18 protein-coding genes are annotated in these 22,528 nt (G+C 64.5%); 3 read left to right on the forward strand and 15 right to left on the reverse strand.

The window, feature by feature from the left end; all coding sequences use genetic code 11:
* Nucleotides 1-141 precede the first annotated feature (141 nt).
* Together EV671_RS14600 and ppk2 are read right to left on the reverse strand one after the other, a co-directional pair.
* Nucleotides 142-1,413: an MgtC/SapB family protein gene (locus tag EV671_RS14600; protein WP_132572892.1), complete on the reverse strand. Its 1,272-nt coding sequence runs from the start codon at nucleotides 1,411-1,413 to the stop codon at nucleotides 142-144.
* A gap of 168 nt (nucleotides 1,414-1,581) precedes the next feature.
* Nucleotides 1,582-2,388 (reverse strand): polyphosphate kinase 2, encoded by an 807-nt coding sequence (ppk2, locus tag EV671_RS14605; RefSeq protein ID WP_132572895.1) that lies wholly within the window; start codon nucleotides 2,386-2,388, stop codon nucleotides 1,582-1,584.
* A 1,025-nt stretch (nucleotides 2,389-3,413) separates the two neighbouring features.
* On the opposite strand from ppk2, the gene EV671_RS14610 reads away from it, so the two are divergent.
* Nucleotides 3,414-3,740: a four-helix bundle copper-binding protein gene (locus EV671_RS14610; protein ID WP_243655727.1), complete on the forward strand. Its 327-nt coding sequence runs from the start codon at nucleotides 3,414-3,416 to the stop codon at nucleotides 3,738-3,740.
* Between the two features lie 55 nt (nucleotides 3,741-3,795).
* A complete protein-coding gene (locus EV671_RS14615; RefSeq protein WP_132572898.1) occupies nucleotides 3,796-4,491 on the forward strand; it encodes a DUF305 domain-containing protein in 696 nt (231 codons plus the stop codon).
* Between the two features lie 403 nt (nucleotides 4,492-4,894).
* Here EV671_RS14615 and EV671_RS14620 read toward each other — a convergent pair whose 3' ends face one another.
* From EV671_RS14620 to cadR, 4 genes are all read right to left on the reverse strand, one after another.
* Complete coding sequence (locus EV671_RS14620) at nucleotides 4,895-5,965, reverse strand: PepSY-associated TM helix domain-containing protein (protein WP_132572901.1); 1,071 nt, start codon at nucleotides 5,963-5,965, stop codon at nucleotides 4,895-4,897.
* Nucleotides 5,965-8,100 carry a TonB-dependent receptor gene (locus EV671_RS14625; protein ID WP_132572904.1) on the reverse strand — a complete coding sequence of 712 codons (2,136 nt, stop codon included), beginning with the start codon at nucleotides 8,098-8,100 and terminating at the stop codon, nucleotides 5,965-5,967. Before EV671_RS14625 ends, EV671_RS14620 begins: the two co-directional genes overlap by 1 nt.
* A 148-nt stretch (nucleotides 8,101-8,248) precedes the next feature.
* On the reverse strand, nucleotides 8,249-8,434 hold the full coding sequence (locus EV671_RS26785; RefSeq protein WP_165917578.1) for a transposase: 186 nt from the start codon (nucleotides 8,432-8,434) through the stop codon (nucleotides 8,249-8,251).
* A 144-nt stretch (nucleotides 8,435-8,578) separates the two neighbouring features.
* Nucleotides 8,579-9,061, reverse strand: coding sequence for a Cd(II)/Pb(II)-responsive transcriptional regulator (cadR, locus tag EV671_RS14635; protein ID WP_132572910.1), 483 nt, complete (start codon nucleotides 9,059-9,061; stop codon nucleotides 8,579-8,581).
* Between the two features lie 93 nt (nucleotides 9,062-9,154).
* Here cadR and EV671_RS14640 point away from each other — a divergent pair, with 93 nt between their 5' ends.
* Nucleotides 9,155-11,092: a cytochrome c/FTR1 family iron permease gene (locus EV671_RS14640; RefSeq protein WP_132572913.1), complete on the forward strand. Its 1,938-nt coding sequence runs from the start codon at nucleotides 9,155-9,157 to the stop codon at nucleotides 11,090-11,092.
* A 60-nt stretch (nucleotides 11,093-11,152) separates the two neighbouring features.
* Here EV671_RS14640 and EV671_RS14645 read toward each other — a convergent pair whose 3' ends face one another.
* The 9 genes from EV671_RS14645 to EV671_RS14685 form a co-directional block, all read right to left on the reverse strand.
* Nucleotides 11,153-11,476, reverse strand: coding sequence for a hypothetical protein (locus EV671_RS14645; RefSeq protein WP_132572915.1), 324 nt, complete (start codon nucleotides 11,474-11,476; stop codon nucleotides 11,153-11,155).
* 327 nt (nucleotides 11,477-11,803) lie between these two features.
* Nucleotides 11,804-12,298 carry a signal peptidase II gene (gene lspA / locus EV671_RS14650; RefSeq protein WP_132572917.1) on the reverse strand — a complete coding sequence of 165 codons (495 nt, stop codon included), beginning with the start codon at nucleotides 12,296-12,298 and terminating at the stop codon, nucleotides 11,804-11,806.
* The gene (locus EV671_RS14655; RefSeq protein WP_243655728.1) at nucleotides 12,288-15,284 is read right to left on the reverse strand and encodes a heavy metal translocating P-type ATPase; all 2,997 of its coding nucleotides are present in this window, start codon (nucleotides 15,282-15,284) and stop codon (nucleotides 12,288-12,290) included. Before EV671_RS14655 ends, lspA begins: the two co-directional genes overlap by 11 nt.
* Nucleotides 15,285-15,332: 48 nt before the next feature.
* Nucleotides 15,333-15,665: an IS66 family insertion sequence element accessory protein TnpB gene (gene tnpB, locus EV671_RS27980; protein WP_420893161.1), complete on the reverse strand. Its 333-nt coding sequence runs from the start codon at nucleotides 15,663-15,665 to the stop codon at nucleotides 15,333-15,335.
* Between the two features lie 40 nt (nucleotides 15,666-15,705).
* The gene (locus EV671_RS14665; protein ID WP_165917579.1) at nucleotides 15,706-16,032 is read right to left on the reverse strand and encodes a CzcE family metal-binding protein; all 327 of its coding nucleotides are present in this window, start codon (nucleotides 16,030-16,032) and stop codon (nucleotides 15,706-15,708) included.
* 576 nt (nucleotides 16,033-16,608) lie between these two features.
* Entirely contained in the window at nucleotides 16,609-16,944 is a 336-nt protein-coding gene (locus EV671_RS14670) for a P-II family nitrogen regulator (protein WP_132572923.1), read from the reverse strand.
* A complete protein-coding gene (locus EV671_RS14675; protein ID WP_132572926.1) occupies nucleotides 16,941-20,066 on the reverse strand; it encodes an efflux RND transporter permease subunit in 3,126 nt (1,041 codons plus the stop codon). Before EV671_RS14675 ends, EV671_RS14670 begins: the two co-directional genes overlap by 4 nt.
* Nucleotides 20,067-20,081: 15 nt before the next feature.
* On the reverse strand, nucleotides 20,082-21,308 hold the full coding sequence (locus EV671_RS14680) for an efflux RND transporter periplasmic adaptor subunit (protein ID WP_132572965.1): 1,227 nt from the start codon (nucleotides 21,306-21,308) through the stop codon (nucleotides 20,082-20,084).
* Between the two features lie 35 nt (nucleotides 21,309-21,343).
* The gene (locus EV671_RS14685) at nucleotides 21,344-22,504 is read right to left on the reverse strand and encodes a TolC family protein (RefSeq protein ID WP_243655729.1); all 1,161 of its coding nucleotides are present in this window, start codon (nucleotides 22,502-22,504) and stop codon (nucleotides 21,344-21,346) included.
* Nucleotides 22,505-22,528: the final 24 nt, after the last annotated feature.

Raw genomic sequence — 22,528 nt, forward strand, 5'->3', positions numbered from 1 at the left:
CGCCAGACCTGGCTGCGCACTTGCCTGCCGACGGCCCGGCGCGAAACGAGGCCAGCGGCGCGCGCAATGAGTGGCACGACCACGGCCAGCTTGTTCAAACAGGTAGAGGCGTACGTCACCGAGTACCTGGGATGGGTGCGTCTACAAGGCCGACGTGACGAGGGCCGCAACGCTGCCCGTCAGCGCGACGATCCCGAATGACGCGGCAACCCGGATGCCAATAGCGCGGCTGCCAAGGGTCCATGCAATGCCGGCCTTCATCACGAGGTTGCTCGCCGCAGCGATCACCGCCGCCAGGGCGGTCGCGCTGGCAGCGAGCTCGCCATCGGCGTTCATGCGCATCAGCGAGATGACGATCGCGTCCACATCAGCGAGGCCCGACAGTGCAGCCAGCCCATATAGCCCTGCGGCGCCCAAGGCGTCGTTCGCAGCACGCGTAAAGACCGCCACGGCCGCCAGCAGGGCCCCGAAGGCGAGCGCGGAGCGCAGATCGAACAACGATCCCTCGGTGCTCGCAGCGCCGTCGGGCGCTTCTTCGCTAGCGTGCCGTCGCCAGTGCCAAGCCGCCGCGGCGAAGGAGGCCAGCGCCATGACCACCAGAATGCCGCCCAGTCTCGCGAGCAAGGCGGGCTGCAGGGCCGCGACGAGCACCGCCATGCGGACGAACATCACGCCGCAGGCGGCGAGGATGGCTGCACTTAGCGTCGCGGCGGCGTCGGGATGCGGGCGGCCCCGGCGTGCCAACGCGACCGTGGCGGCCGTCGATGAGGCCAGGCCGCCCAACAGGCCGCTCAACAGCAAGCCGCGCTGCGGGCCGGACAGCCGCATCGCGACGTGGCCCACGAGCGACAGGCTTGCGACGAGCACCACTGCCCACCAGAGCCGGTAGGGGTTGACGGCGTCAAACGGACCGAAGCCGCGATCGGGCAGGACCGGCAAGATAACCAGCGACAGCACGAGCAGTTGCAGCACCGCGGTTAGTTCGCGCGGTTCGACCAGGCGAAGCCAGCGATGCAGCACGGGCTTCAGGTCGAGAAGCAGGGCAACGACGACGGCGGTGGCGATCGCGGCGACGGCTTCCCCTTGCGCGGCGAGGGCGCCGAGCGCCAGGGTCAGCATCGCCGCCACCGCGGTCGTGACGCTCACGCTGCCCGACACCTTGGCTCCCGCGGCATAGGAAACGGCGAGCAGCGCCGCCAGACCGGCAAGTGCCACGGCCAGTGCCCACGGGCCGGCCCATACGCTGAGCATCGCCGCGACGCCGCCCATCAAGCCGACGAGCGCGAAGGTGCGAAGGCCCGCGACGCGCCCGCCCTCGGCAAGTTCCCGATCGCGCCAGCCACGCTCCGTGCCGACCAGCAAACCAACCGCCAGAGCGGCGCCGAGGGCCCGCAGCGTTTCGAGCGAATCCATTGTCGCGCCCTGCAAAGTGATGTGTCCTTTTTCCCTTGTATCGGGACGCATCTTGGACGGGCAGCACGCTGCTGCGGTTGATGCGTGTCAAGTCCGGACGGTGAGCGGGCTTCTAGCCGCGTCACGAGGCCCTGGGCGGCTGGCACGCGATGGACGGGAACCGCACCGTCACACGGCAAGCAAGCCGGTCTCCAGCGCGTCGCCCGCATAGCGAAACACCACGCGCTCGTCCGGAACGATGAGCTTTCTTGCCTTCGGCTTGTAGTGCACACGGGACAGCACGTCCTTGATGAGGTTGATGCGCGCGTCGACCTTGTCGTCGGCACGCACGATCGTCCAAGGGGCCTCTTCGGTGTGGCTCGCCTCCAACATCGCGTCGCGCGCCTTCGTGTACTCGTCCCACAGGCCGGGCGCGGCCCGGTCAATCGGGCTCAGCTTCCACTGTTTGAGCGGGTTCGTCTTTCGCTCGGCGAGCCGGCTCTTTTGCTCGCCCCGGCTGATGTCGAGGTAATACTTGAGAAGCTGGATCCCAGCCCGCTGCAGCATCTGCTCGAAGGCAGGCACGGAAACCAGGAACTCCTTGTATTCATCCTTGGTGCAGAAGTCCATCACCCGCTCGACGCCGGCGCGGTTGTACCAGCTGCGGTTGAACAGAACGATCTCGCCGGTCGCGGGCAGGTGCGGCGTCCAGCGTTGGAAGTACCAGGAGGCGCGGTCCCGGTCGCTGGGCTTGCCGAGCGCGACCACCCGCGTCTCGCGCGGGCTCAGGTGCTCGACGATGCGCTTGATCGTGCCGTCCTTGCCAGCTGCGTCGCGGCCCTCGAGGAGGATCAGAACCTTCTCGTTGCACTCGATCAAGTGGCTTTGCAGCTTGACCAGCTCGACCTGGAGGCGCTTGAGCGTCTGTCGGCGCGTGCCGTTGCCGACCTGCGCTTGAAGGGCGGGAGCCGGTTGCGGCTGGGTGGGGCGTGTCATCGGGTGCTCCGTCTTGTTTGGAAGTGATGGCGGGGTGGCTTGGGCCCGTTTCGTGGCCGAGCATAGGAAGGTCACCCGGCCAGCCTGTTGATGGAAATCAAGTGGCGCTCGCGTTCCTCCGGTTCCGTACATGCGCTTCGTCATGTCGCCCGCTGCCTTGCGTCTTGATCTGCCCCGCTTTGTAGGAACAGTCTGGGCAAAACGCCTCCTCGATTGCCCGGTGCGATGCACGACACGTCGGGGTGCTCGCGGGGCTGTACACGTTCACGCTGTGGGCGTGGAGGAAATGTTTGATACACCGCCGTTGATGCTGAGCCGGGCTGGTGAACGTTGGAGTTGGAGCGGCATCAAGGCCGCTGCCGCCGACCAATAGCTGTGTGGAACGCCGATTGCCGCCTTGCCGGTGTTGCGGCTGGCACGGCATGTTCTTCGGACAAATAGAAACCCAGCATGGCTGGACAGCATTCACGCTCGGTATACGGCATGAGCCCTTCGCAAGGAGGGGCAGCGATCGCCGCGCTCGCGCAGCAAGGCACTGCCGCGACTCGGCACGTACTTCGGCGGTATTTCGGAACGATGCCTCGCTTGGCAGCCGTCGGTTTGCATTGTTTACGGCAACTGCAGCACCGGGTACTGATCGTGCTGGTCTTGGCAACCTACCTGCCTGCCTCTATAGCGGCGATTGCCTGTGAGGCGGACTGCGCTGCACCAGAGATGCTGGGACTGGGCATGGGCCACCACCAAAGCGGCGCCGAGGACCATGCCCTTGGCGATGGTGCGACACCGCTACACCACAGCGGACCTTGCCATCTGATGTTCGTCCCCGCTGTCATCGATGGAAATGTCGCTAGGGCACTGGAAGGCTCGGCATCGGTCTGGTCGCCCGGGTACTGCACTGCCTACGCGTCTGTCGTTTGGCCGCCACCCAGGCATCCGCCAAAGTTCTAAGGCGCTTCGCACAAAGCGGGTGCCGCCAAACAGCGGCAGCACCTGAAAACCCCTCGACCGCATTGATGGAGAAACCTATGCATCAAACCCACGAATCCTGCGTCAAGGCTTGCAACGAATGCGCCGACGCCTGCGACCACTGCGCCACGGCGTGCCTGCAAGAGCAGGACGTCAAGATGATGGCGCGGTGTATCGCGCTCGATATGGACTGCGCGGCGATCTGCCGTTTGGCTGCCGGCTTCATGGCGCGCGGCAGTCAGTTCGCCAAGGGCGTGTGCCAGCTGTGCGCCCAGGTATGCGACGCCTGCGCTGAGGAATGCGCAAAGCACGAGCACTCGCATTGCCAGGCTTGTGCAGAGGCGTGCCGGCGTTGCGCCTCTGAGTGCCGCCAGATGGCTGCCTGAGCACTCTTGCCACTTAACAGCCCGCGCAGGGCGCGGGCCTTCCTTGGAGATTCCGATGAAATTCACCGCCTCACTGGTGGCGCTGGCCGCTGCCGTCTTGACGACCCCTGTCTTGGCTGAGGGTCCCGGTCAGGGACTGACGGCCCGGTTCGAAGTCGAGTTCATGCAGATGGCCATCGACCACCATTTCGCCGCCTTGCGCATCACCGAGCTGGCCGCTGGCACGGACTTTCAGCGCAGCGCCGACATCAGCCCGCAGGACGGCACCTCGCCGACCATGGGCTTCCCGGCGACGCAAGCCAGGGCGACGCTCGACGACCTCAAGTCCATGGCCCGGCGCAACAACCGCATGCAACGGGAAGAGATCCTGACCCTGCAGGGGTTCCTGCGCGACTGGTACGGCATCCGCTACCAGCCCAGGGTCCGCCCAGAAAACATGGGCCAGATCGCCATCCTGGAGCGCGCCCAACCCGGGGCGGACTTCAACCACTCGTTCTACGAAGTGCTGAGCCGGCACCACTACACCCTGATGGAACCCGTCAACGCCTGCATGACCGGGACGGACCTGGCGCATGACGAACTCCGGCGCGAATGTCAGGGCATGTGGCACAGCCAGATCTCGGACATCGAGATGATGCGCATGGAGCTGAAGAAGCATTTCGGCATCGTTGACTACCAACCGTTCAGGCAATTGGAGCCACTGCGAGGATCCCACGGGTCGCCGCGGGGAGAGCACAGCGGCGGTCAGTGACCGGGCTGCGAAGCTTGAGACGCAAGCAGACTTCTCTCATATGCGAAAGCGGGTTGCGGCTCGGTCAAGCGGCCTCAAGCCATGTGCGCTCCTCGCACATGTCTTCGCCTCCCTGGTCGCGGTCCCCCGAGAACAGGACAGGCCGCTCAGAACTGCACACTTGAGGCCGGGAGCCAAAAAGGCAGACCTGAAGCGCGATGGTCTGCCGGCGGTACATGATCAATGCTCTGTATCGCTGCAAACGATCATTCCCTAGGGGCACAATCCGCTCCAGAGTTTTGATGGAGAGCCGCGATCATCAGCGCGCCCCAGTTGCTTGTTGGCGAGCGGTCTGCCGAGAGGCGCCGGGGCTGTACGCGGTTGTTGCGGAAGGGCCCTTGCTCTCCAACGTCGAGTCGACCGGCTAGACGCTGCGGCGGGGCCGTCTCAACCACCACACCCATAGCCCCGCCACGCCGAGGGCGGCGAGCGTCAGGCCGAGCAGTGCGTTCAATGCCTCGTGGGCCAGGCCGCCCAACTCACCGGTGTGCAAGGGGTAGACCACGCTGTTGGCGCGTGCACCCAGGTCGAGTTCGTTCCACCGGTCAGCGCGCAGCACGGCGCCGGTCTGTGGATGCAGCCAGACGGAAGTCAGGCCGTTGGGGTGTGGGTCGTCGGCCAGCATCAGCCGCACACGCACCGGCTTGGCCGCGCCAGCTGGTAGCGCGATGTAGCCGACCGGCGCGCCGTCGAAGCGCGCGACTGCCGTGGCGACGAGCGCGTCCAGCGACGCCGGTGGCGATGCAGGGACGGTCAACTTGACCCTGGGCGGCGCCAGCGGCGGCTCGCCCGACAGCGACGTGACGGCTTGCGACAGCGGCTTCCAGGCCATGTAGGCGCCGCTGGCCACGGGCACGGCAATCAACACCCCGAGCACGGCGCCGCCGGCGCGGTGCAGGTCGAACAGGCCACGCAGCAGGCCGCGATCAAGCGCGAGCGTGAACGCCTGGTTCCAGAGCTTGGGCCACCACATCACCAGTCCGCCGATGAGCAGCATGACATACGTCAGCGCCAGCACGGCGAGCAGCGGCCTACCGGCGTCGTTCATCAGCAGCCCGCTGTGCAGCTCGAACACGAAGTTGAACAGGCCCTCGCGCTCGCCGCGGCGGCCGAGCTCGCGCGCGTCGCGCGGGTCCAGGTAGACGAAACCGTCCCACGGCCCGCGCACGGTCACGCGCAGACTCTCACCGGCCAGACGCGGCGGGCGCAGCACAAAGGAGGCGCCCGGCCCGAACTCCGCCTGCAACTGACCGCGTGTGCGCTCCAGCAGGTCAGACGCCGCCGGGCCGACCGGTACGCTGAACAATTCCGCATTCATCCAGCGATCCAGCGGCCTGAGCACCACCAGGCTGCTGCCCAGCAGCGCCACGGCGATGAGCGGCAGCCCTAACGCCAGCGCGAGCCAGCGGTGCAGCAGCAGCCAGAAGCGCCGCATCAGAAGCTGCGCCGCCAGCTGAGCGTCAGCGTGCGGCCTCGGCCGGCGAAGTAGTCATCGTTGGTGCCGGCCGGGTTGGACTGCGCGTAGTAGCCCACGTACTGGCGGTCGAACAGGTTCTCGATGCCGACGCCGAAATCGCCCCAGGCCGTGCCGTAGGTCGCGGCCAAGTCGGCCAGCGTGTAGCCACTGAAGTGCTCTTCCAGCTTGGCGGTGCCGACGACACGGCCGACGTTGATGTCTCGCGACGCGAGCCGCGTGGCCTGCAGGCGTACGTTGCCCTTGGATGCGAACTGCCAGGCCGCTGCCAAGACGAGCTTGTCTGGCCCCTGCGAGCGGGCGCCCAGGGTCACGTCCAGCGGCGTGTCGGGCAGGGCCGCCGTCTTGCCGCGGGTGCGGGCGTAGCTGGCGCTCAATGTCCAGTCCGGCGCGGGCTTGAACTCGCCGCTGAACTCCAAGCCCTTGACCTGCACGGGCACGCGCAGCACGCTGCCGACGCCGGTGGCGGCGTCGACGCGGATCTGCGAGCCGAGGTCGGAGCGCGAGTCATAGGCCGACGCCGAGAAGCTGCCCAGGCGGCCGCGCCAGGCCAGGCCGATCTCGCGGTTGTCGGTGACGACGGGCTCCAGCGAGATCAGCTTGTCCACCGACTGACTGGCTGTGTTGACCGCGCGCAGCACCAGGCCCACGTCCGGCACGCCGAAGCCTTCGTTATAGGAGACGAAGGTGGACCAGCCGCCACCCAGCCGCCACACCGCGCCCAGGCTCTTCACCCACTGGCTGAAGCTGCGCTCGCCGCCCTGCACGGCGGTATTCTTGTAGAAGGCCAGCGTCCGGTAGCTGTCGACCTCCAGAATGGCGCTTTCGCGTCGCGCGCCGCCCCGGACGGTGACGGGGCCGAGTTCGTACTCCAGCTGCGCGAACGGCGCCGTGCTGGTGAACTTCAGCGGCGGCACCCAGGTGCGGTTGGTCAGCGCCAGGCGCTGCTGCGAGGTATCCTTCAGCCAGTCCAGGCCGCTCGTCAGCTCCAGGCCGTTGACGAAGAGATCGGGGCGCACCCAGCTGAGCTTGACGCCGGCCTTGTCGGCGACGACTTCGGACTGGTCGATGAGCTGGCCTTGCGGCGCGATGCGCACGTCCTGAAAGGTCGTCGCGGCAGTCGCGCCGTAGAGGGCGGCGAAGTCCTGCTTATAGACCTGGGCGCGCGCCTGGCCACCGGCGAGGTCGTTGTGGGTCCAGTCCAGCGAGACGGTGCGCACGTCGTTCCGCGGCGGTTTGCCGGGCGGCGTGCCGGGCGCCGCGCCTGTGAGCTGGCCCGCGGCCCGGTTGCCCGGCAGGGGCTTCCAGTCGCCGTCGCCTTCGAGCCGGAACTTGTTGACCGACAGCTGAAGACGTTGAGTTCCGAAGTCGTGGCCGAGCTTGAGGAAAAGGTCGCCGGCACGCGAGTCCTGCGTGTCGCCCTGTACAGCCTCCAGACCGAGCCGCTGGCCGTTGCCGTCGACGCCCAAGCCGCGCAGAGTCATGCCGATGTGCAGCAGCGCGTCGAAGCTGCCTTTGTGCTCCAGCGTGTAGCCGGCCTTCCACAGCGCGTCGTCACTGCGGCCCTGGGTGCCGTATTTCAGCTCGACCTTGTGGCGGGTGCCTGGCTCGCGCGGCGTGCGCGAGATGAAGTTGATGATGCCGCCCGTCGCGCCCAGGCCCTGCGCTGCAGAGGCGCCGGAGATGACCTCGATGCGCTCGATCAGCGACGGATCGGCAAAGTAGCCCTCGCGGGCGCCGTTGCGCAGCGGGTTGCTCTGCGGAACGCCGTCGAACAGCAGCAGCGCGGTGCGGCCACGCATCGACTCGCCGAAGCTGGTGAGCTTCTGCCGCGACGGCGCATACGAAGGCGCCAGCACGGACAGCACGGCGCTCAGGTCCTCGGCGATCAGCGTCTGGGTCTCGATCTCCTGGGCGGTGATGACGGAGACGGCACCGGGAATCTTGTCGATCGCCTTGCTGCCACGGGTGGCGGTCACGACGACGCGTTCGAGTGTGGGGTCGGTGGGCTGGGCGGTCGCCGGTGGAACGGCGAGGGCGGCAAGGGTGGCGACGGCGAGCGGGCTCAGGCGTACCAGGGTAAACGTAGGGGGCATCTGATGAAAACGGAGCGGTTGGAAGTGAGCGGCGTGAAACGCCGCTGGCTTCGGTGGGGCCGCATGTTAATTCATAATGAGACGCATTATCATTTGTAAATAGGCTAATGGCCACGACTACGGACCGCTCTCACCCGATGCGCCGCCGTTAAACATGGACGTACCCCGTTAAGCTGAACTGCCGGAACCTCACCACCTGCTGAATCCAGGCGTTGGGCGGCTCGACGATGGCCTTGCGTCGACGGTACGTGTCTTGCCCTTCCCGGGTCTGCAGTTCGGCCACCTCGGAGGTAATGCAGCGGATCGCCGCGCCCATGGCGGGAGGCATGATCACGGCGCCGCTACTGTCGATGTTCGTGATTCCGGCAGCCTATGTGCTGATGCGAGGCAAGCGTGAACGCCATACCTGGCGGCTCGCGTTCTGCAGACCTCGTGCTATGACCTGAACGACTCCGAGGCTGGCTGACATGCGCCGAGATCAGCCGGTGGCACGACCGGGCGGTTGCATCCGCGGCTTCTCACCGTGCATGCCCCGTACATGGCTTTTCGACGGCTTGGACGAGGTCGCTGCCGCGGAGGACAGGCCACTCAGAATTCCGCACTCACCGCCGGCCCGGGCATCACCGCAGGTCCTGCGAAGCTCTTTGAGCTGCTTCTCCAGGGCTCGAAGCTCCTGGATGCGGGTGGCCACATGAGCAATGTGGGCGTCGACCATCTCGTTGACCTCACCGCAGCCTCGCTCAGGCGCGTCGCGGAACTGCAGCAGTACCCGCACCTCATCCAACGTCATATCCAGCGACCGACAGTGCCTGACAAACGCGAGCCGCTCCGCATGGGTCTCGTCGTAGATCCGGAAGTTGCCGCTCGTTCGCTTGGGAGCCGGCAGCAGCCCGACACGTTCATAGAACCGCACTGTCTCTACGGGCGTTCCCGTCGCAGTTGAAAGCTCACCGATCTTCATATTCACCTCTAGCCCAGCTCTGCTTTGAGCAGTCGTACTTGACTTTATACCTGCTACAGGGTTTCTAATGCGGGAAACGAGAATCATTTGCAAATGCGGACCTTCTTCACTCGATTCCTTGGCGCCCTCCTGGTGTTGAACCTGCTCGGCAGCACTGCGGCAACTGCGCAGGCGGTGGTGCCGGAGACAGCCGTGCGGCAGATCTGGCAGCAGATCGACTATGTCGGTGTGGACTACGGCGGCGCTGTGGCGCATGGGCAAGTGGCCAGCGCTTCCGAGTACGCGGAGATGCGTGAGTTCGTCGGCAACGCCTTGACCGGCGCACGCGGGTTGCCGCCGAGTGCAGGCCGCAGCCAAGTGATCGCCGCCATCGAGGCGCTGAACCAGGCTGTCGAGCGGCGAGCCGAACCTGCCGAGGTGTCCCAACTGTCGCGTCGAGCGAGCGAGCTGCTGCTGGCGCAGTACCCGGTCCCTGTCGCTCCGCGCGTCGTGCCCGACCTGCAACGTGGTGCCGAGGTCTATCGCGCACAGTGCGCGGCCTGCCACGGCGCGACTGGCCATGCGGACGGCCCGCTCTCGGCCAAGCTGGATCCGAGACCCGTCGCTTTCTCCGAACATGAGCGCGCCCGGTCCCGCAGCTTGCTGGCGCTGTACCAAGTTGTCACGCAGGGGGTGTCAGGCACGTCGATGGCCAGTTTCGCGGCGCTGCCCGAAGCAGATCGCTGGGCCGTCGCCTTTTACGCCGGCACGCTGTCGTACGACGCGGCCAGGCGGGATCGCGGTGAGGCCACGTGGAAGAACGACGCGGCGGCTCGGGCCGCCTTCCCTGACCTGGCCAAGCTCACAACCTCATCCGAAGCAGTGGCAGCTGAAACACTCGGCGAAGAGCGCGCCCAGGATGTCACCGCCTACCTGCGCAGCGACCCCAAAGTGCTGGTCGCCAACCAGCCCAGCGGGCTCGCCCTTGCGCGTTTGCAACTCACCAAGAGCCTGGCTGCCGCCCGCGCTGGTGACTCATCCGAAGCGACCCGGCTCGCACTGTCGGCATACCTGGACGGCTTCGAGCCGGTCGAGCCAACGCTTGGCGTCAGGAACAAGGCGCTCTTGGCCGAGGTAGAGACCAAGATGCTGGCGTATCGATCAGCGCTGAGCGCCGGCAAGGTCGAGGAAGCCGCGGCAGCGGCCAAGCAGCTCGAGGCCTTGATCACGAGCGCCGAAGCGGAACTCAGCGCCGGCGCGGCCGATCCCCTCACGACATTTCTCGGGGCGCTGACCATCCTGCTGCGTGAAGGGGTCGAAGCGCTGCTGATCGTGGTTGCGATGATTGCCTTCCTGCGCAAGGCTGATCGTCAGGAAGCGCTTCGCTATGTCCACGGCGGATGGGTCGCAGCCTTGGCGGCGGGGGGGCTCACTTGGTGGGTCGCCACCTATTTCGTGAGCGTCAGTGGCGCCAGCCGAGAAGTGACCGAAGGTTTGTCGTCGCTGTTCGCCGCTGTGGTCCTTCTTTCGGTTGGCCTGTGGATGCATCAAAAGAGCAGTGCCGGGCGTTGGCAGGCCTACTTGAAGGCGCATTTGTCCGCGGCTCTCACCAGACGCTCAGCATGGGCGCTGTTCGCACTGGCCTTCATTGCGGTCTACCGCGAGGTTTTTGAAACGGTCTTGTTCTTCTCGGCCCTCGCCGCCGATGGCTACGGTTCCGCCATGGTCGCCGGCCTCATCACCGGATCGGCACTTTTGGCTTTGATCGCATTCATCTTTCTGCGCACAAGCGCGCGCATGCCGATCGGCAAGTTCTTTGCAGCAAGCTCGGTCCTGGTGGCCGTTCTGGCCGTCGTGCTTGTCGGCAAGGGCATCGCCGGGTTGCAGGAGGCAGGGTGGCTGTCCGCGACACCCATTGACTGGCTTCGACTACCGGTGTTGGGTGTCTATCCGACGCTGCAAACCAATCTTGCCCAGATCCTGGTGCTGCTGGCCGCGCTGGCCGGCTTCGGCTTCAATGCGTTGAAGGCGCGCGAGGGCGCCAGAACGTGATCGCCTGCCTGGCTGTGCGTTCAGTGGACCGCATTGGCTGAGGCCTAGAAGGAAAAGAAGTCAGGTCGGGGAATCCAAGTCAGCGATCAGATGGGCGGCGGTGATCTTGCGCTTTGCGTCCACGTCAGAAACGTTCGCCCAGCCGTACTCTGTGTGGAAGAGGCCGGTGCTACCGGCCAGTTCAAGAAAGGCGATGCTCCCCGTTGCGCCGCGGACGATGATGACCTGTCGGACGTCTTTCCACTGCAGCACGACTTGATGCTCTCCGGGCGACAGGCGGATTCGCACGAAGGAGTTGGGCACCGTCTGAATTGGCTGGCCGTCATCGATGCTCACGGCGACGCGATAGACCAGATCACGCCAACGACTACGCACGATGTACAAGGTCAGTACGTCAGGGCGAGCAACGAACTGCTTGGCCTCGCTCTCCACTGCCCTGCCAGGGACCGCTCCTTGCGTACAAGTGGCGCGCTTGTGGCCGCGACCAACGCGAAAGCAGTACGGTTCGCCGTCCTTGTCAGGCGGCTGACGAGGGCTGGCACAGCCGGCCATCAATATGGAGGAGCACGCCAAAAGCGCAATGGCGACGGTTCTTGATGCAGATCCGGTAGTCGACGACATGGGACTCATGAGTTCTCCGGTTACCTTGCGTAGTTAGGCGGCCATCCCCGGCCGATGCTCAACTGCGGTCGATCAAACCGCACCCGGGTTTCAGTCGCCCGTCTGTCGAGCCGGCTTCCTGCGGAAGAGCTCGTGTGCCACCAAGAGGGCCGCCCCTGCGGTGATGCCGATGTCCGCGATATTGAAGGCCGGCCAGTGATGCGGCCCCCAATGCAGGTCGATCCAGTCAACGACGGCGCCCCGGCCGATCCGGTCGAACATGTTGGCCAACGCGCCTCCCAGGATCAATCCAAAGCTGATCCGCTCAGTGTTCGAGGTGGAGGCTCGCCGGAGCATGGCGACAAGGAACGCCGAGGCCGCCAGCGCGATAGTGATGAAGAAGTAGCGTTGCCAGCCGCCCTCGTCATGCAAGAAGCTGAAGGCGGCGCCGCGGTTCAGCACATGCACGATGTTCAGCACGGGCGCCAGTTGATGCGTCGCCCCGAAGTCCACCGTCGCGACGATGGCCGCCTTCGTCGCCAGATCCGCGCCGAGAACTGTCGCAGCCAGCACAAAGCCCCGCCGAGCGCCGCGGTCAGGCTCCATGGCTTCGATCCTCTGGCTTGGAACTGCGCAGGAGCCGCAACCCATTGAACACGACCACCAGACTCGCGCCCATGTCGGCAAGGATGGCCAACCAGAGGCTCGCGTGGCCGGTGAAGGCCAGCACCATGAAAATGACTTTGGTCCCGATCGCGAAGGCAATGTTGGCCTTGAGCACGCCGCCCACGCGGCGCGACAAGGCGATGAATTCCGGCAGCTTGCGCAAGTCGTCCTGCATCAGCGCCACGTCGGCCGTCTCGATGGCGGTGTCGGTGCCCGCCGCGCCCATCGCAAAGCCGATGTTCGACTTCGCCAGAGCTGGTGCGTCGTTGACACCGTCGCCCACCATCCCGACGGGCCCTTGGGCCGCCAGTCGCTCGATCGCCTCCAGTTTGTCCTGGGGAAGCAGATCGCCGCGTGCGTCATTGATGCCCACCAACTTAGCGACGGCCGCGGCGGTCTTGCCGTTGTCACCTGTCAACATCACAGGCTCCACGCCAAGCCGCTTGAGCGAAGCGACCGCCTCCTTGCTGCTGTCGCGCACGGTGTCCGCCACGGCCAGCACGGCGAGCGCGACCTTGTCCGTGGACAGCACCACGGCGGTTTTCGCCTCGGCTTCCAACCGTTCGAGCTGAGCCCGGACTGCCTCTGAAGCGACGCCCAGCTCGGTGGCCAGCCGCTGGTTGCCGATGTAGTAGGTTTGCCCGTCGATATCGCCCTTCACGCCGCGGCCTGCGAGCGCCTCGAACCGGTCGACGGTCGCATGCGGGAGGTCGCCGTACGCGCGGACGATCGCCGTGGCCACTGGATGCTCTGACAAGGCATCGATGCTGGCAGCGATCCGCAGAACCTCCGCCTGCGACAAGTCCCCAACCGGCAAGGTGTCCGTCAGCGCGGGACGGCCATGCGTCAGCGTGCCGGTCTTGTCCAGCGCCACCGCGCGCAGCAAACGCCCCTGCTCAAGGTACAGACCACCTTTGACGAGGATGCCCCTGCGAGCCGCGGCAGCGAGGCCGCTCACGACTGTGACCGGCGTTGAGATCACCAAGGCGCAAGGGCATGCGATGACCAGCATCACCAGCGCCTTGTAGGCCCAGTCAGACCACACGCCGCCGAAGAACAAGGGCGGAATCACAGCGATGCCCACGGCCAGCGCGAACACCAACGGCGTGTAGATGCTCGCGAACCGATCCACGAACCGCTGGGTCGGCGCCCGCTGGCCTTGTGCCTCCTGCACCGACCGGGCGATGCGGTCGAGCGTGGTGTTGCCCTTGCGTGAGCGCACTTCGAACTCAAGCGTGCCGCGTTCGTTGATCGTGCCTGCGAAGACCGTGTCGCCGACCTCCTTGGCCACCGGCATGCTCTCGCCGGTGATCGGAGCCTGGTTGACCGCGGACGCTCCTGACCGAATGACGCCGTCGAGCGCAATGCGCTCGCCTGGGCGCACCCGCACCAGCGCACCCAAATCGACGGTCTCCGCCTTGACCTCTTCCCAGCGGCCGTCCGGTTGCTTGACCAAAGCCGTTTCCGGCGCCAGTTCCATCAGGCTGCGGATCGCATTGCGAGCGCGATCAAGGCTGAGCGCTTCAATCATCTCGGCGATGGCGAACAGCCAGATCACGACGGCGGCTTCAGGCCACTGTCCGATGAGCGCTGCGCCAATCACGGCGATCGTCATCAGCAAGTTCATGTTCAAGGAAAGCGTCCGCAGCGCGATCCACCCTTTCTTGAGGGTCTCGATGCCGCCCAAGGCGATGGCCGCCAATGAGGCACCCACCACAGGCAGAGACGACTCTCCGAAACCGCCGTAAGCCATGGCCTCAGCTCCGAGCGCAAGGACGCCGGCGGCTCCCATCTTCAGCCACTGCATCTTCGAGATGCCAGATCCGAACTCGCGGGTGACGGATGGCGCCGGCTGGCTGCTGTCTTGCAGGACGGGCGACATGCCCAGCCGGCCGATGGCCGCCGTGACTGGCGCCAGGTCGTCTAGCGTATGGGCGACGGTCAGCTTGCGGCCCAGGAGGTCAAACTGGAGCGCACTCACGCCTGGCAGCCCTTCCAAGGCCTTGCGAAGCAGGGCTTCCTCGGTCGGGCAGTCCATCTTTTCGATCAGGTAGATGGCCTGACCCTTCGGACTCGCGCCGGCCTCCCGCTCGACGGTGGCTTTCATGCCGATCTCACGCAGTGCGTCCAGCACCGGCGCGGGGTCGCCCAGGCGGTGCTGGACAGCCAGCCGGTGGTTGATGAGGTCGAACTCGAGTTGGTCCACGCCCTCCACGCGGCCCAGGCGCTTGCGGATCAGCGCTTCCTCGGTAGGACAGTCCATGTTCGTGATGATGAACTGGGTCGTGTTCCCGTTGGCGGCCGGAGACGGCGTCGAAGTCAATGTGCCGCACGGGCGACAAGCGGATATCGCGTTGTCAGGTGGCGGCACTTCGGCGACCGTCGTTGCGGCAGGTCCATCCACCGCTCCGGCAAGGCGGGCATCCATGCCGATCTCGCGAAGGCGCGTGAGGATCGGCTCCGACGAAGGCAAGGTGTGAGACACCACAAGCCGTCTTGCTGGCAGGTCGAAGGACAACCCTTTCACGCCGTCGAGCGCTTCGAGCCTGGCTCGGATTGCACTCTCCTCATTGCGGCAGTTCATATTCGAGACGACGAACACCGTTTTCGTTGAGGCGGCACTGCTGCCACCGGAAGAACACGCAGCCCTGCAGGATGCAGCGGCTGTGGGAGCCGGGCCGGGCTCAATGGCAGCTTGCATGCCGATGCTTGTTAGAGCGTCCAAAAGCGGCTCTGCCGTCGCTAGCGTGTGCAGGACAGTCAATCGATGGCGCGGGAGATCGAACACCAACGATTCGACCCCTTGCATCCCGTTGAGCCTTTCACGGATCGCCGCCTCCTCGCTGCGGCAGTCCATGTCCGAAATCGTGAAGAAGGTTTCGTTTCCGGGCGATCTGGCGCCCGGGAGGTGTTCGTGAGCGGTCATGTCGTCCCTTGATCTGCCGTGATTGCACACCCTGTAGTGGGTACAGAGTCAAGGTTTCCGTTTGTCGAGGCAAGGTTGTCCTGACGGTTGCAGCCCTGGGGCCGGCACAGATTCCCAGCCCCGGACACCGGGGATGGGATTTGCCGCTACGCAGTCAGCTTCGCGCTGACCAGCGGTGCGGCAGCAACTCGTCGATCCGGCTTTGGAGTGGGTGGGCAACCGGCCGGCATTGAGCCGCCTAGCCGCGTGCCACACGCCGATGCCGTCGTGCACGAGAACCTTCATGCGGTTGGCGCGCCGGTTGCCGAACACGTAACCATTCCCCTTGCCGGGCTGGTAGAGGACTTCCACCTCCAAGTAGGTGCGCCCTGCCGGGCGCACCGCCAAAAAAGGGCCACCGTTTAAAGGCGGCCCTCAAACATCAGTTCCTGTCCAGGTGGCTACGGGCGACGTAGACCTTGACAGAACGCGCCGCGAGTGACGGGACAACTGTACCGAGATCGAACGGCTGCAAAGACAGGGTGTCAAAACGCCAGACGACGTATTTCACCTCATTGCCTTCCTTGATAGCCAGCCGAACTGTCTCAAATCGAGTCACATTGATGAATCGCGTCGTGGGCAGTATTTCGATTGTTCGCTCTGCCTCCGCCGTGGATGCAGCCGAGCCATATGGATTGGGGACTTGAGCGAATGCCTGGTTCGCCAGAGCAATGGAAGCGGCGAACGCAACTTGGACAAAGGTTTTCATAGTGTTCCTAATTGAGAGTAGAAATGGCAGCATCAGCTGGGGTCTGCCATCGTTCAGAAAGTGGGGTCGTTGCCAATAGCCTGCGTACCTACTGGCACAGCAGTCTAGGAAAGCCTCCTAGGAGGACGCCTCGGCACCTGCGGCACATGCGCGATGGGCTCAAACAGTGATGCAGACCGCCAGACGTGCAACAACGCCGCTCCAAGTGACGAAGCCTGCGCTCTGGGGAGGCAAAGGGTCGTACAACACGCTTCACAAACACAGCGCTTCGCTGAAGCTCCGCAGGACTTTGAAGCAGCGCCGCTTTGATCTCCTGCCGTGATTGTCTGTGCCAAGGGCCGACAGCACCGTGAGGCAAGAACGCAGGCTCCACTGCCGATGACGCGGACTTGCCCCGGCGCCCGACCCGTTGGCCCTTGGGGACTGCCCGCCCAGACACTGGGAGATCCGAGTCCTGCCGTGATGAAAGCAAGAGTCAGCCACAGGAAAAGCGACCGCAACGAGCTGCCCATGCTGCAGGACAAATCTAGTTTTCCGCGGCTATTCAAAACACTGCACCAGCTGCTATAGATCAAGCTATTGGATCCGATGCGCTTCCCGAACATCCGTCACGTACACCCAGCCAGCCGTTGCCTGACCAGTTCGTGCCACGGTGCGAATCAGCTGCACCAGCCCGTCGACTTGGCCGTCGTCGCAGACCAGTTCGAGCTTGTATTCGTTGACCACCTCATCGCCCAGCTCCACCGAGAAGTGGCGCTCGCGATCATCAATAGGCAGCAGCGTGCCCTGGACCACGTACACGGTCAGGTTGTGTTCGTCGACGGCGGCGGCGCCCCAAGCATTGGACGACTTGAGGGCTGCCATCAACTCACCAATGCGATTGGCATGGACGTACGCCTTGATCTCTTTCATGCGGACTCTCCTTCAGACGATGCATGCGCCCCGGCGGCGCGCCGATCGGCACGTCCTTCGGCCCATTCATACATCATGGGCAGCAACAGCAGCGTGAGCGCGGTGGAGGTGATGAGCCCACCAACAACCACGGTTGCCAGCGGCCGCTGGGTCTCCGCGCCCACCCCGGTGGACAACAACATCGGGACCAGACCCAAGATGGCGACCGAGGCGGTCATGAGCACGGGTCGCAGCCGCAATGAAGCGCCTTGCTTCACAACCTCGCGCAGCGGCAGTCCCTGCTGCCGCAAGCCGTTGAGGAAGGACACCAGCACGATGCCGTTGAGCATCGCCACGCCAAACACCGCGATGAACCCAATTGCAGATGGGACCGACAGGTACTGACCGCTGACGAACAAGCCAACGATTCCGCCAATGATGGCGAACGGCACGTTCGAGATGATCAACGTTGCATGACGCAAGGAGTTGAAGGCCGTGTACAACAGGATGAAAATCAGACCAATAGTCAGCGGCACGATCACTGCCAGGCGAGCCATGGCCCGCTGCTGGTTCTCGAAGGCACCGCCCCATTCCATCCAATAACCAGGTGGCAGTTGCACCGAAGCCTTGAGTTTGGCGTCGGCGTCCTTCACAAATCCATCGACGTCGCGCCCCTTCACGTCCATCTGAAGCACCGCATAGCGCTGCAGTGATTCACGACGCACGAACGAGTAGCCTTCGTCGAGTTCGATCTTGGCCACCTGGGAAAACGGCACCAGGGCACCTTCGGCAGTGCGCAGCGGAATCGAGGCGATGGTGCTGGGCGAAGCGCGGTACTCGTCCGCCAGGCGCACGGTGATGTCAAAGCGCTTGGTGCCTTCGATCAACGTGGAAACCTTGCTGCCGCCGATTCCGGATTGCACCACCTCGAGGATCTCGTCGGCGTTGATGCCGTAACGTGATGCGGCCGCCCGATCCACCCTGATCACGAGCTGTGGCTTGCCCTTGTTGGCCTCGGCTGAGAGGTCAGCCACCCCGGGGATCGTTTTGAGAACGCCCTGGATCTGCCCTGTGAGGCGGTCCAGCGTTGTCAGATCTTCCCCATAGAGCTTCAAGGCGAGCGTGGCACGCACGCCCGAGATGAGCTCCTCCACGCGCATCTGGATCGGCTGGGTGGCACCAAACACGGCAGTCGGGACCACCTTTTCGAGGGCTTCCTGCATGTCGTGGCCCAGTGCGGTGTAGGACCTCTTTTCGGGCCATTCCTCTGGCGGCTTCAAGTCGAGCAGCACCTCCATGTAGTTCACGTCGGCCGTGTCGCCGCGCTCGGCCCGGCCAATCGTTGCCAGCACAGTTTTCACCTGTGGAAACTGCTTGCGCAACTCAACGTCAACGACTTGGGACACACGGATGGATTCGTCCAACGACGTGGAAGGGATGCCGGTGATGCGGAACATGATCGCCCCTTCCTGCAGCGTCGGCATGAACTCCTTGCCCAGGAAAGGGAACATCGCCAGGGATCCGACCAGCAGGACCACCGCGCCGATGAACACCAGCTTCTTGCGCTCCAGTGCCCAATCCAGCAAGGGCAAGTACAGCCGCTTGGCGCGCGCCACCAAGAAAGTGTCACGCTCTTCCTTGGGCTTGAGGATGAGCGCGGCCAGCACAGGTACCAGCGTCAGCGACAGCAGCAGCGAGCCGGCCATGGCGAACGTGATGGTCAGCGCCATCGGCTTGAAGAGCTTGCCCTCCAGGCCGGTCAACGAGAACAGCGGCAGGAACACCACGATGATGATGAGGATTGCGAACGCGATCGGGTTCACCACCTCGCGGGCCGCCTGGAGGATCAGGTGCGTCTTGTTGATGGGTTGGCCCGACTCCTTGGCGTGAGACAGCAGCCGGAAAGCGTTTTCCACCATCACCACAGCACCATCGACCATCATGCCGGTACCGATCGCCAAGCCTGCCAGCGACATCAGGTTGGCCGTCAGACCGAACTGTTGCATGAGGATGAACGCGATCAGCATGGCCAGCGGGAGCGTCACGATCACCACCACCGCGGAGCGGATTTCTCCAAGGAACAGGAACAGGATCACCGCCACAAGGATCGAGCCCTCGACGAGAGAGCTCTCCGCGGTGTGCAGCGCCTTGTCCACGAGCTCCGTGCGGTCGTAGATCGGTTTGAGCGTCACGCCTTTGGGCAGGGCCGCTTGCGCGGTGGCGAGCTTGGCCTTCACGGCGTCAACGACGTTCTTCGCGTTCTCATTGACGCGCGCCAGCGCGATGCCCAGCACAGCCTCCTTGCCGTTGGTCGTCACGGCGCCCGAGCGCAGGGCGGGCGACTCTTTGACCTGTGCCACGTCACGCACGTAGATCGGCGCGCCGTTGCGCTCCGCCACCATGATGCCGGCGATCTCGACGGTGTTGCTGACCAGGCCGAGCCCTCGCACCAGGTACTGCTCAGGCCCCAGGTTGATGTACTGGCCGCCCACCTGCCGGTTGTTCGCCGTCAGTCGCTCCATCACCTCCTTGAAGGTCAGACCGTACTTGATCAGCCGCTGCGGGTCTATCTGCACCTGGTACTGCTTTTCGTGGCCGCCCCAGGACATGACATCGTCCACGCCAGGTGCGGTCCGCACAATCAACCGCACCGTCCAGTCTTGCAACGAGCGCAGATCCATCGTTGACAACTTGTTGTCAGCCGACTCAATGGTGTACCAAAAGACTTGGCCGAGGCCTGAACTGTTCGGTCCCAACACGGGCTCGCCATATCCGTCTGGCAAACGCTCCTTGGCCTCTTGCAACTTTTCGCCGACCAAGCGGCGGGCGAAGTAGATGTCGACGTCGTCCTTGAAATAGACCCCCACATACGACAGGCCGAAGAGCGACACGGATCGCACTTCTTCGACGCCCGGTAGGCCCGCCATGGCGCCCTCGATAGGCGTCGTGAGCAATTTTTCAACGTCTTCAGCGGCGAGACCGGGTGACTCGGTGTAGATGTTGACCTGGATCGGGGTCACGTCTGGAAAGGCGTCCACCGGTACCTGCTTGAAGGCGCGCACGCCCAGGCCGATGATGACGACGAAGGCAACGAGTACGAGGACCTTGTAACGCAGTGAAGCGTCGACGATGGCATTGAGCATGCTGGTTGGCCTCGTTCAATGTTCGTCGCTGATTTGCGATTTCAGCAGGCGGGCCTTCAACGCGTACGCGCCGGCAATCACGATTTGATCGCCAGCCTGGACGCCTGAGCGGATCACGGTCCTGCCGCCTAGCTTGTCGCCCGTCTCGACAGGGCGGGGTTCGAAACCGTCTCCTTCGGCGACGAACACGGTCGGCTGTCCCTGGAGCAGGACCACCGCAGCGTCGGGCACGCTAAGCACGTTGGACGTCATCTGGCCCACTTCGATATTCGCCGTTGCGAACATCTCGGGCTTCAACCGCCCATCCTTGTTGTTCACCTCGATGCGCGCGGCGACTGTGCGAGTCTCGGGCGTGAGCAGTCGGCCAATGTAGGTGACCTTCCCGGTGAAGATGACGCCGGGGTATGCGGCGACCGTCACTGTCGCAACAGCACCGGACCTGACGCGGCTGAGCAGATCTTCAGTGATGTTGGCCTCGATCCAGACTCGCGACAGGTCGGCTATGGTGAACGCTGTTTCGCTCGGAGTAGCGAGTTCACCCAAGGTAGCCTTTCTTTGCACGACGGTGCCGGCGAAGGGCGCCCGAAGCAAGAACGTTCCTTCGGTGCCGGTCGATGCCGATGCACCAAGCAGCCGCAATTTGTCCTGTGCGCCCCGGAGTTCGGCATTGGACTTCTCCAGTTCGGCCTTGGCACGAAGCAACTCTCGCTGCGGAATGATTTCCTCGGCCGCCAGGCTCTGTGCCCGCTGGAAGTCGGCCTGAGCGACTCGGTTTGTCGCCTGCACCTGGAGCAAGTTGGACTGCGCTTCACCGAGCGTCACGCTATCCAACGTTGCCAGGGGCTGGCCAGCGCGCACGCTGTCACCCAGATTCGCGTCGACTCGCAAAATGCGCCCTTCAACACGGGGAGCAATACGCGCGAGGAGATCCTGATTTGGCTTCACGGTCGCGGTGACCGTCACCACGTCGGCCTCCGAACGCGGCTGGAGCTCCACAACCTGGATTCCGGCTCGCTTGACATCTTCGGCAGACATCTTGATGTCGCCCGCCTCCTTGTTTTCGACGCCAGGTGATCCTTCCATTTCCGGACCACCGCGCTCGCCTGCTTCAGCGCGCTTGGAAGCCGGTCCGCTTGCTGGCGATGAGTCCGTGCGCGCTGCTTGGCCGTCCTTGTCGGCGCCGGTGCATGCGGTCAATGCGAGGGCGAGCGTCAGCAACCCGAACGCTTGAAAGGAAGTCATTGAATTCATCGTCTGGTTTGACATTCTTTGGTTCTTCACGGCTGCACGGTCCAACCGGCAGCCGCTTCCAGGTTCAGCCGGGTGGTCTGGTAGTCGAGCAGTGCCTCAACCAGGTCACGCCTTGCGTCGATCAGTTGACGGTTCGTCAAGATCAGCTCCATCAAGCCAATCTGGCCGGCATGCAGCGACTTCTTGGATAGCTCTTCGTTCTTCGCCAGCGTTGGCATCACGGAGAGCTGCAGGCGATCAACCCGTTGCTGCATGCTTTGGAGTCGCACCCAGAGTGCATGGATGTCGGCCGGGACGTTCCGCGCGGCGGCGCGGCGCTCGATATCAGCCTGCGCAGCTTCGGTCGCCGCGACGCCTATCCCTGCTGCGTTTCGCTTGAACAGCGGTAGCGGCAGCGACACCGTCAACGTTGTCAGCCGTTCGCGAGCGTCCATGGCGCCTTCGCGCCCGACGTTGAGCCCGACGGTCACATCCGGATAGCGAGCGGCGCGCTCGAGCTGCAGGCGAGCGGAAGCGCTGTCCTGGCGGGATGCAAGCGCGCGCAGGCGGGGCTGCGTTTGTGCCAGATCGAGCAACTCGCCCTCTGAATACGGCAATCGCGCAGCTTCAAGAGCCCCGGCCACCTCAGGCAGGCCCGAGGGTGGCAGTTGCAGTGGCACTGCGAGAGCACTGCGGGCTTCAATCAGCTGCTCCTGGACAGTTGCGAGCTGATTGCGAGCGCGCTCGGCTTCCACCAGCGCCACATTGGCATCGAGTCGCGTGTCTTCGCCGGCCGCACGGCGCTTCTCGACGGCCCGAGCCGTTTCATCGAACATCCGGACGGCTTGGGTCTCAAGCTCGACGCGCCGCTGGAAGGCCAACACCCGGTAAAAGCGCTGCGCCACCTCGGCGCGCTGCTGCAGCCGCATGTCATCTATTTCCAGTCGCAGGGCCTGCAGGGCGGCTGCGCTGGCCTGACGGCGATGTCCTGGTTGTCCGCTGATCTCGAAGGTCTGAGAAACGCCGGCGCTCCATTCTTTGCGACGCTCCAAAGACGACGCATCGGGCACCTTCCTCCGGGTGCTCTCGATCGATACCTGAGGGTTGTTCTGAAACAGGGCGACGGCATCCGTGACAGCGCCCTCCGCAGCCGCCAACTGCGCTTGCTTTCCCTGGAGCACGGGGTTGGCCGCTTCGGCGAGTGCCAAGACCTGTTCGAGAGTGAATGTGCT

Source organism: Roseateles saccharophilus (assembly GCF_004342485.1).
Lineage (GTDB): Bacteria > Pseudomonadota > Gammaproteobacteria > Burkholderiales > Burkholderiaceae_C > Pelomonas > Pelomonas saccharophila.

What these genes read in the sequence shown, in the direction of transcription:
- EV671_RS14640 (WP_132572913.1), top strand. Translation starts at nt 9,155, where the DNA reads ATGCGGACCTTCTTCACTCGATTCCTTGGCGCCCTCCTGGTGTTGAAC.
- EV671_RS14665 (WP_165917579.1), bottom strand. Translation starts at nt 16,032, where the DNA reads ATGAAAACCTTTGTCCAAGTTGCGTTCGCCGCTTCCATTGCTCTGGCG.
- EV671_RS14625 (WP_132572904.1), bottom strand. Translation starts at nt 8,100, where the DNA reads ATGCCCCCTACGTTTACCCTGGTACGCCTGAGCCCGCTCGCCGTCGCC.
- EV671_RS14680 (WP_132572965.1), bottom strand. Translation starts at nt 21,308, where the DNA reads ATGACTTCCTTTCAAGCGTTCGGGTTGCTGACGCTCGCCCTCGCATTG.
- EV671_RS14610 (WP_243655727.1), top strand. Translation starts at nt 3,414, where the DNA reads ATGCATCAAACCCACGAATCCTGCGTCAAGGCTTGCAACGAATGCGCC.
- EV671_RS14655 (WP_243655728.1), bottom strand. Translation starts at nt 15,284, where the DNA reads ATGACCGCTCACGAACACCTCCCGGGCGCCAGATCGCCCGGAAACGAA.
- EV671_RS14670 (WP_132572923.1), bottom strand. Translation starts at nt 16,944, where the DNA reads ATGAAAGAGATCAAGGCGTACGTCCATGCCAATCGCATTGGTGAGTTG.
- EV671_RS14615 (WP_132572898.1), top strand. Translation starts at nt 3,796, where the DNA reads ATGAAATTCACCGCCTCACTGGTGGCGCTGGCCGCTGCCGTCTTGACG.
- EV671_RS14675 (WP_132572926.1), bottom strand. Translation starts at nt 20,066, where the DNA reads ATGCTCAATGCCATCGTCGACGCTTCACTGCGTTACAAGGTCCTCGTA.
- lspA (WP_132572917.1), bottom strand. Translation starts at nt 12,298, where the DNA reads ATGGAGCCTGACCGCGGCGCTCGGCGGGGCTTTGTGCTGGCTGCGACA.
- EV671_RS14620 (WP_132572901.1), bottom strand. Translation starts at nt 5,965, where the DNA reads ATGCGGCGCTTCTGGCTGCTGCTGCACCGCTGGCTCGCGCTGGCGTTA.
- cadR (WP_132572910.1), bottom strand. Translation starts at nt 9,061, where the DNA reads ATGAAGATCGGTGAGCTTTCAACTGCGACGGGAACGCCCGTAGAGACA.
- EV671_RS14600 (WP_132572892.1), bottom strand. Translation starts at nt 1,413, where the DNA reads ATGGATTCGCTCGAAACGCTGCGGGCCCTCGGCGCCGCTCTGGCGGTT.
- ppk2 (WP_132572895.1), bottom strand. Translation starts at nt 2,388, where the DNA reads ATGACACGCCCCACCCAGCCGCAACCGGCTCCCGCCCTTCAAGCGCAG.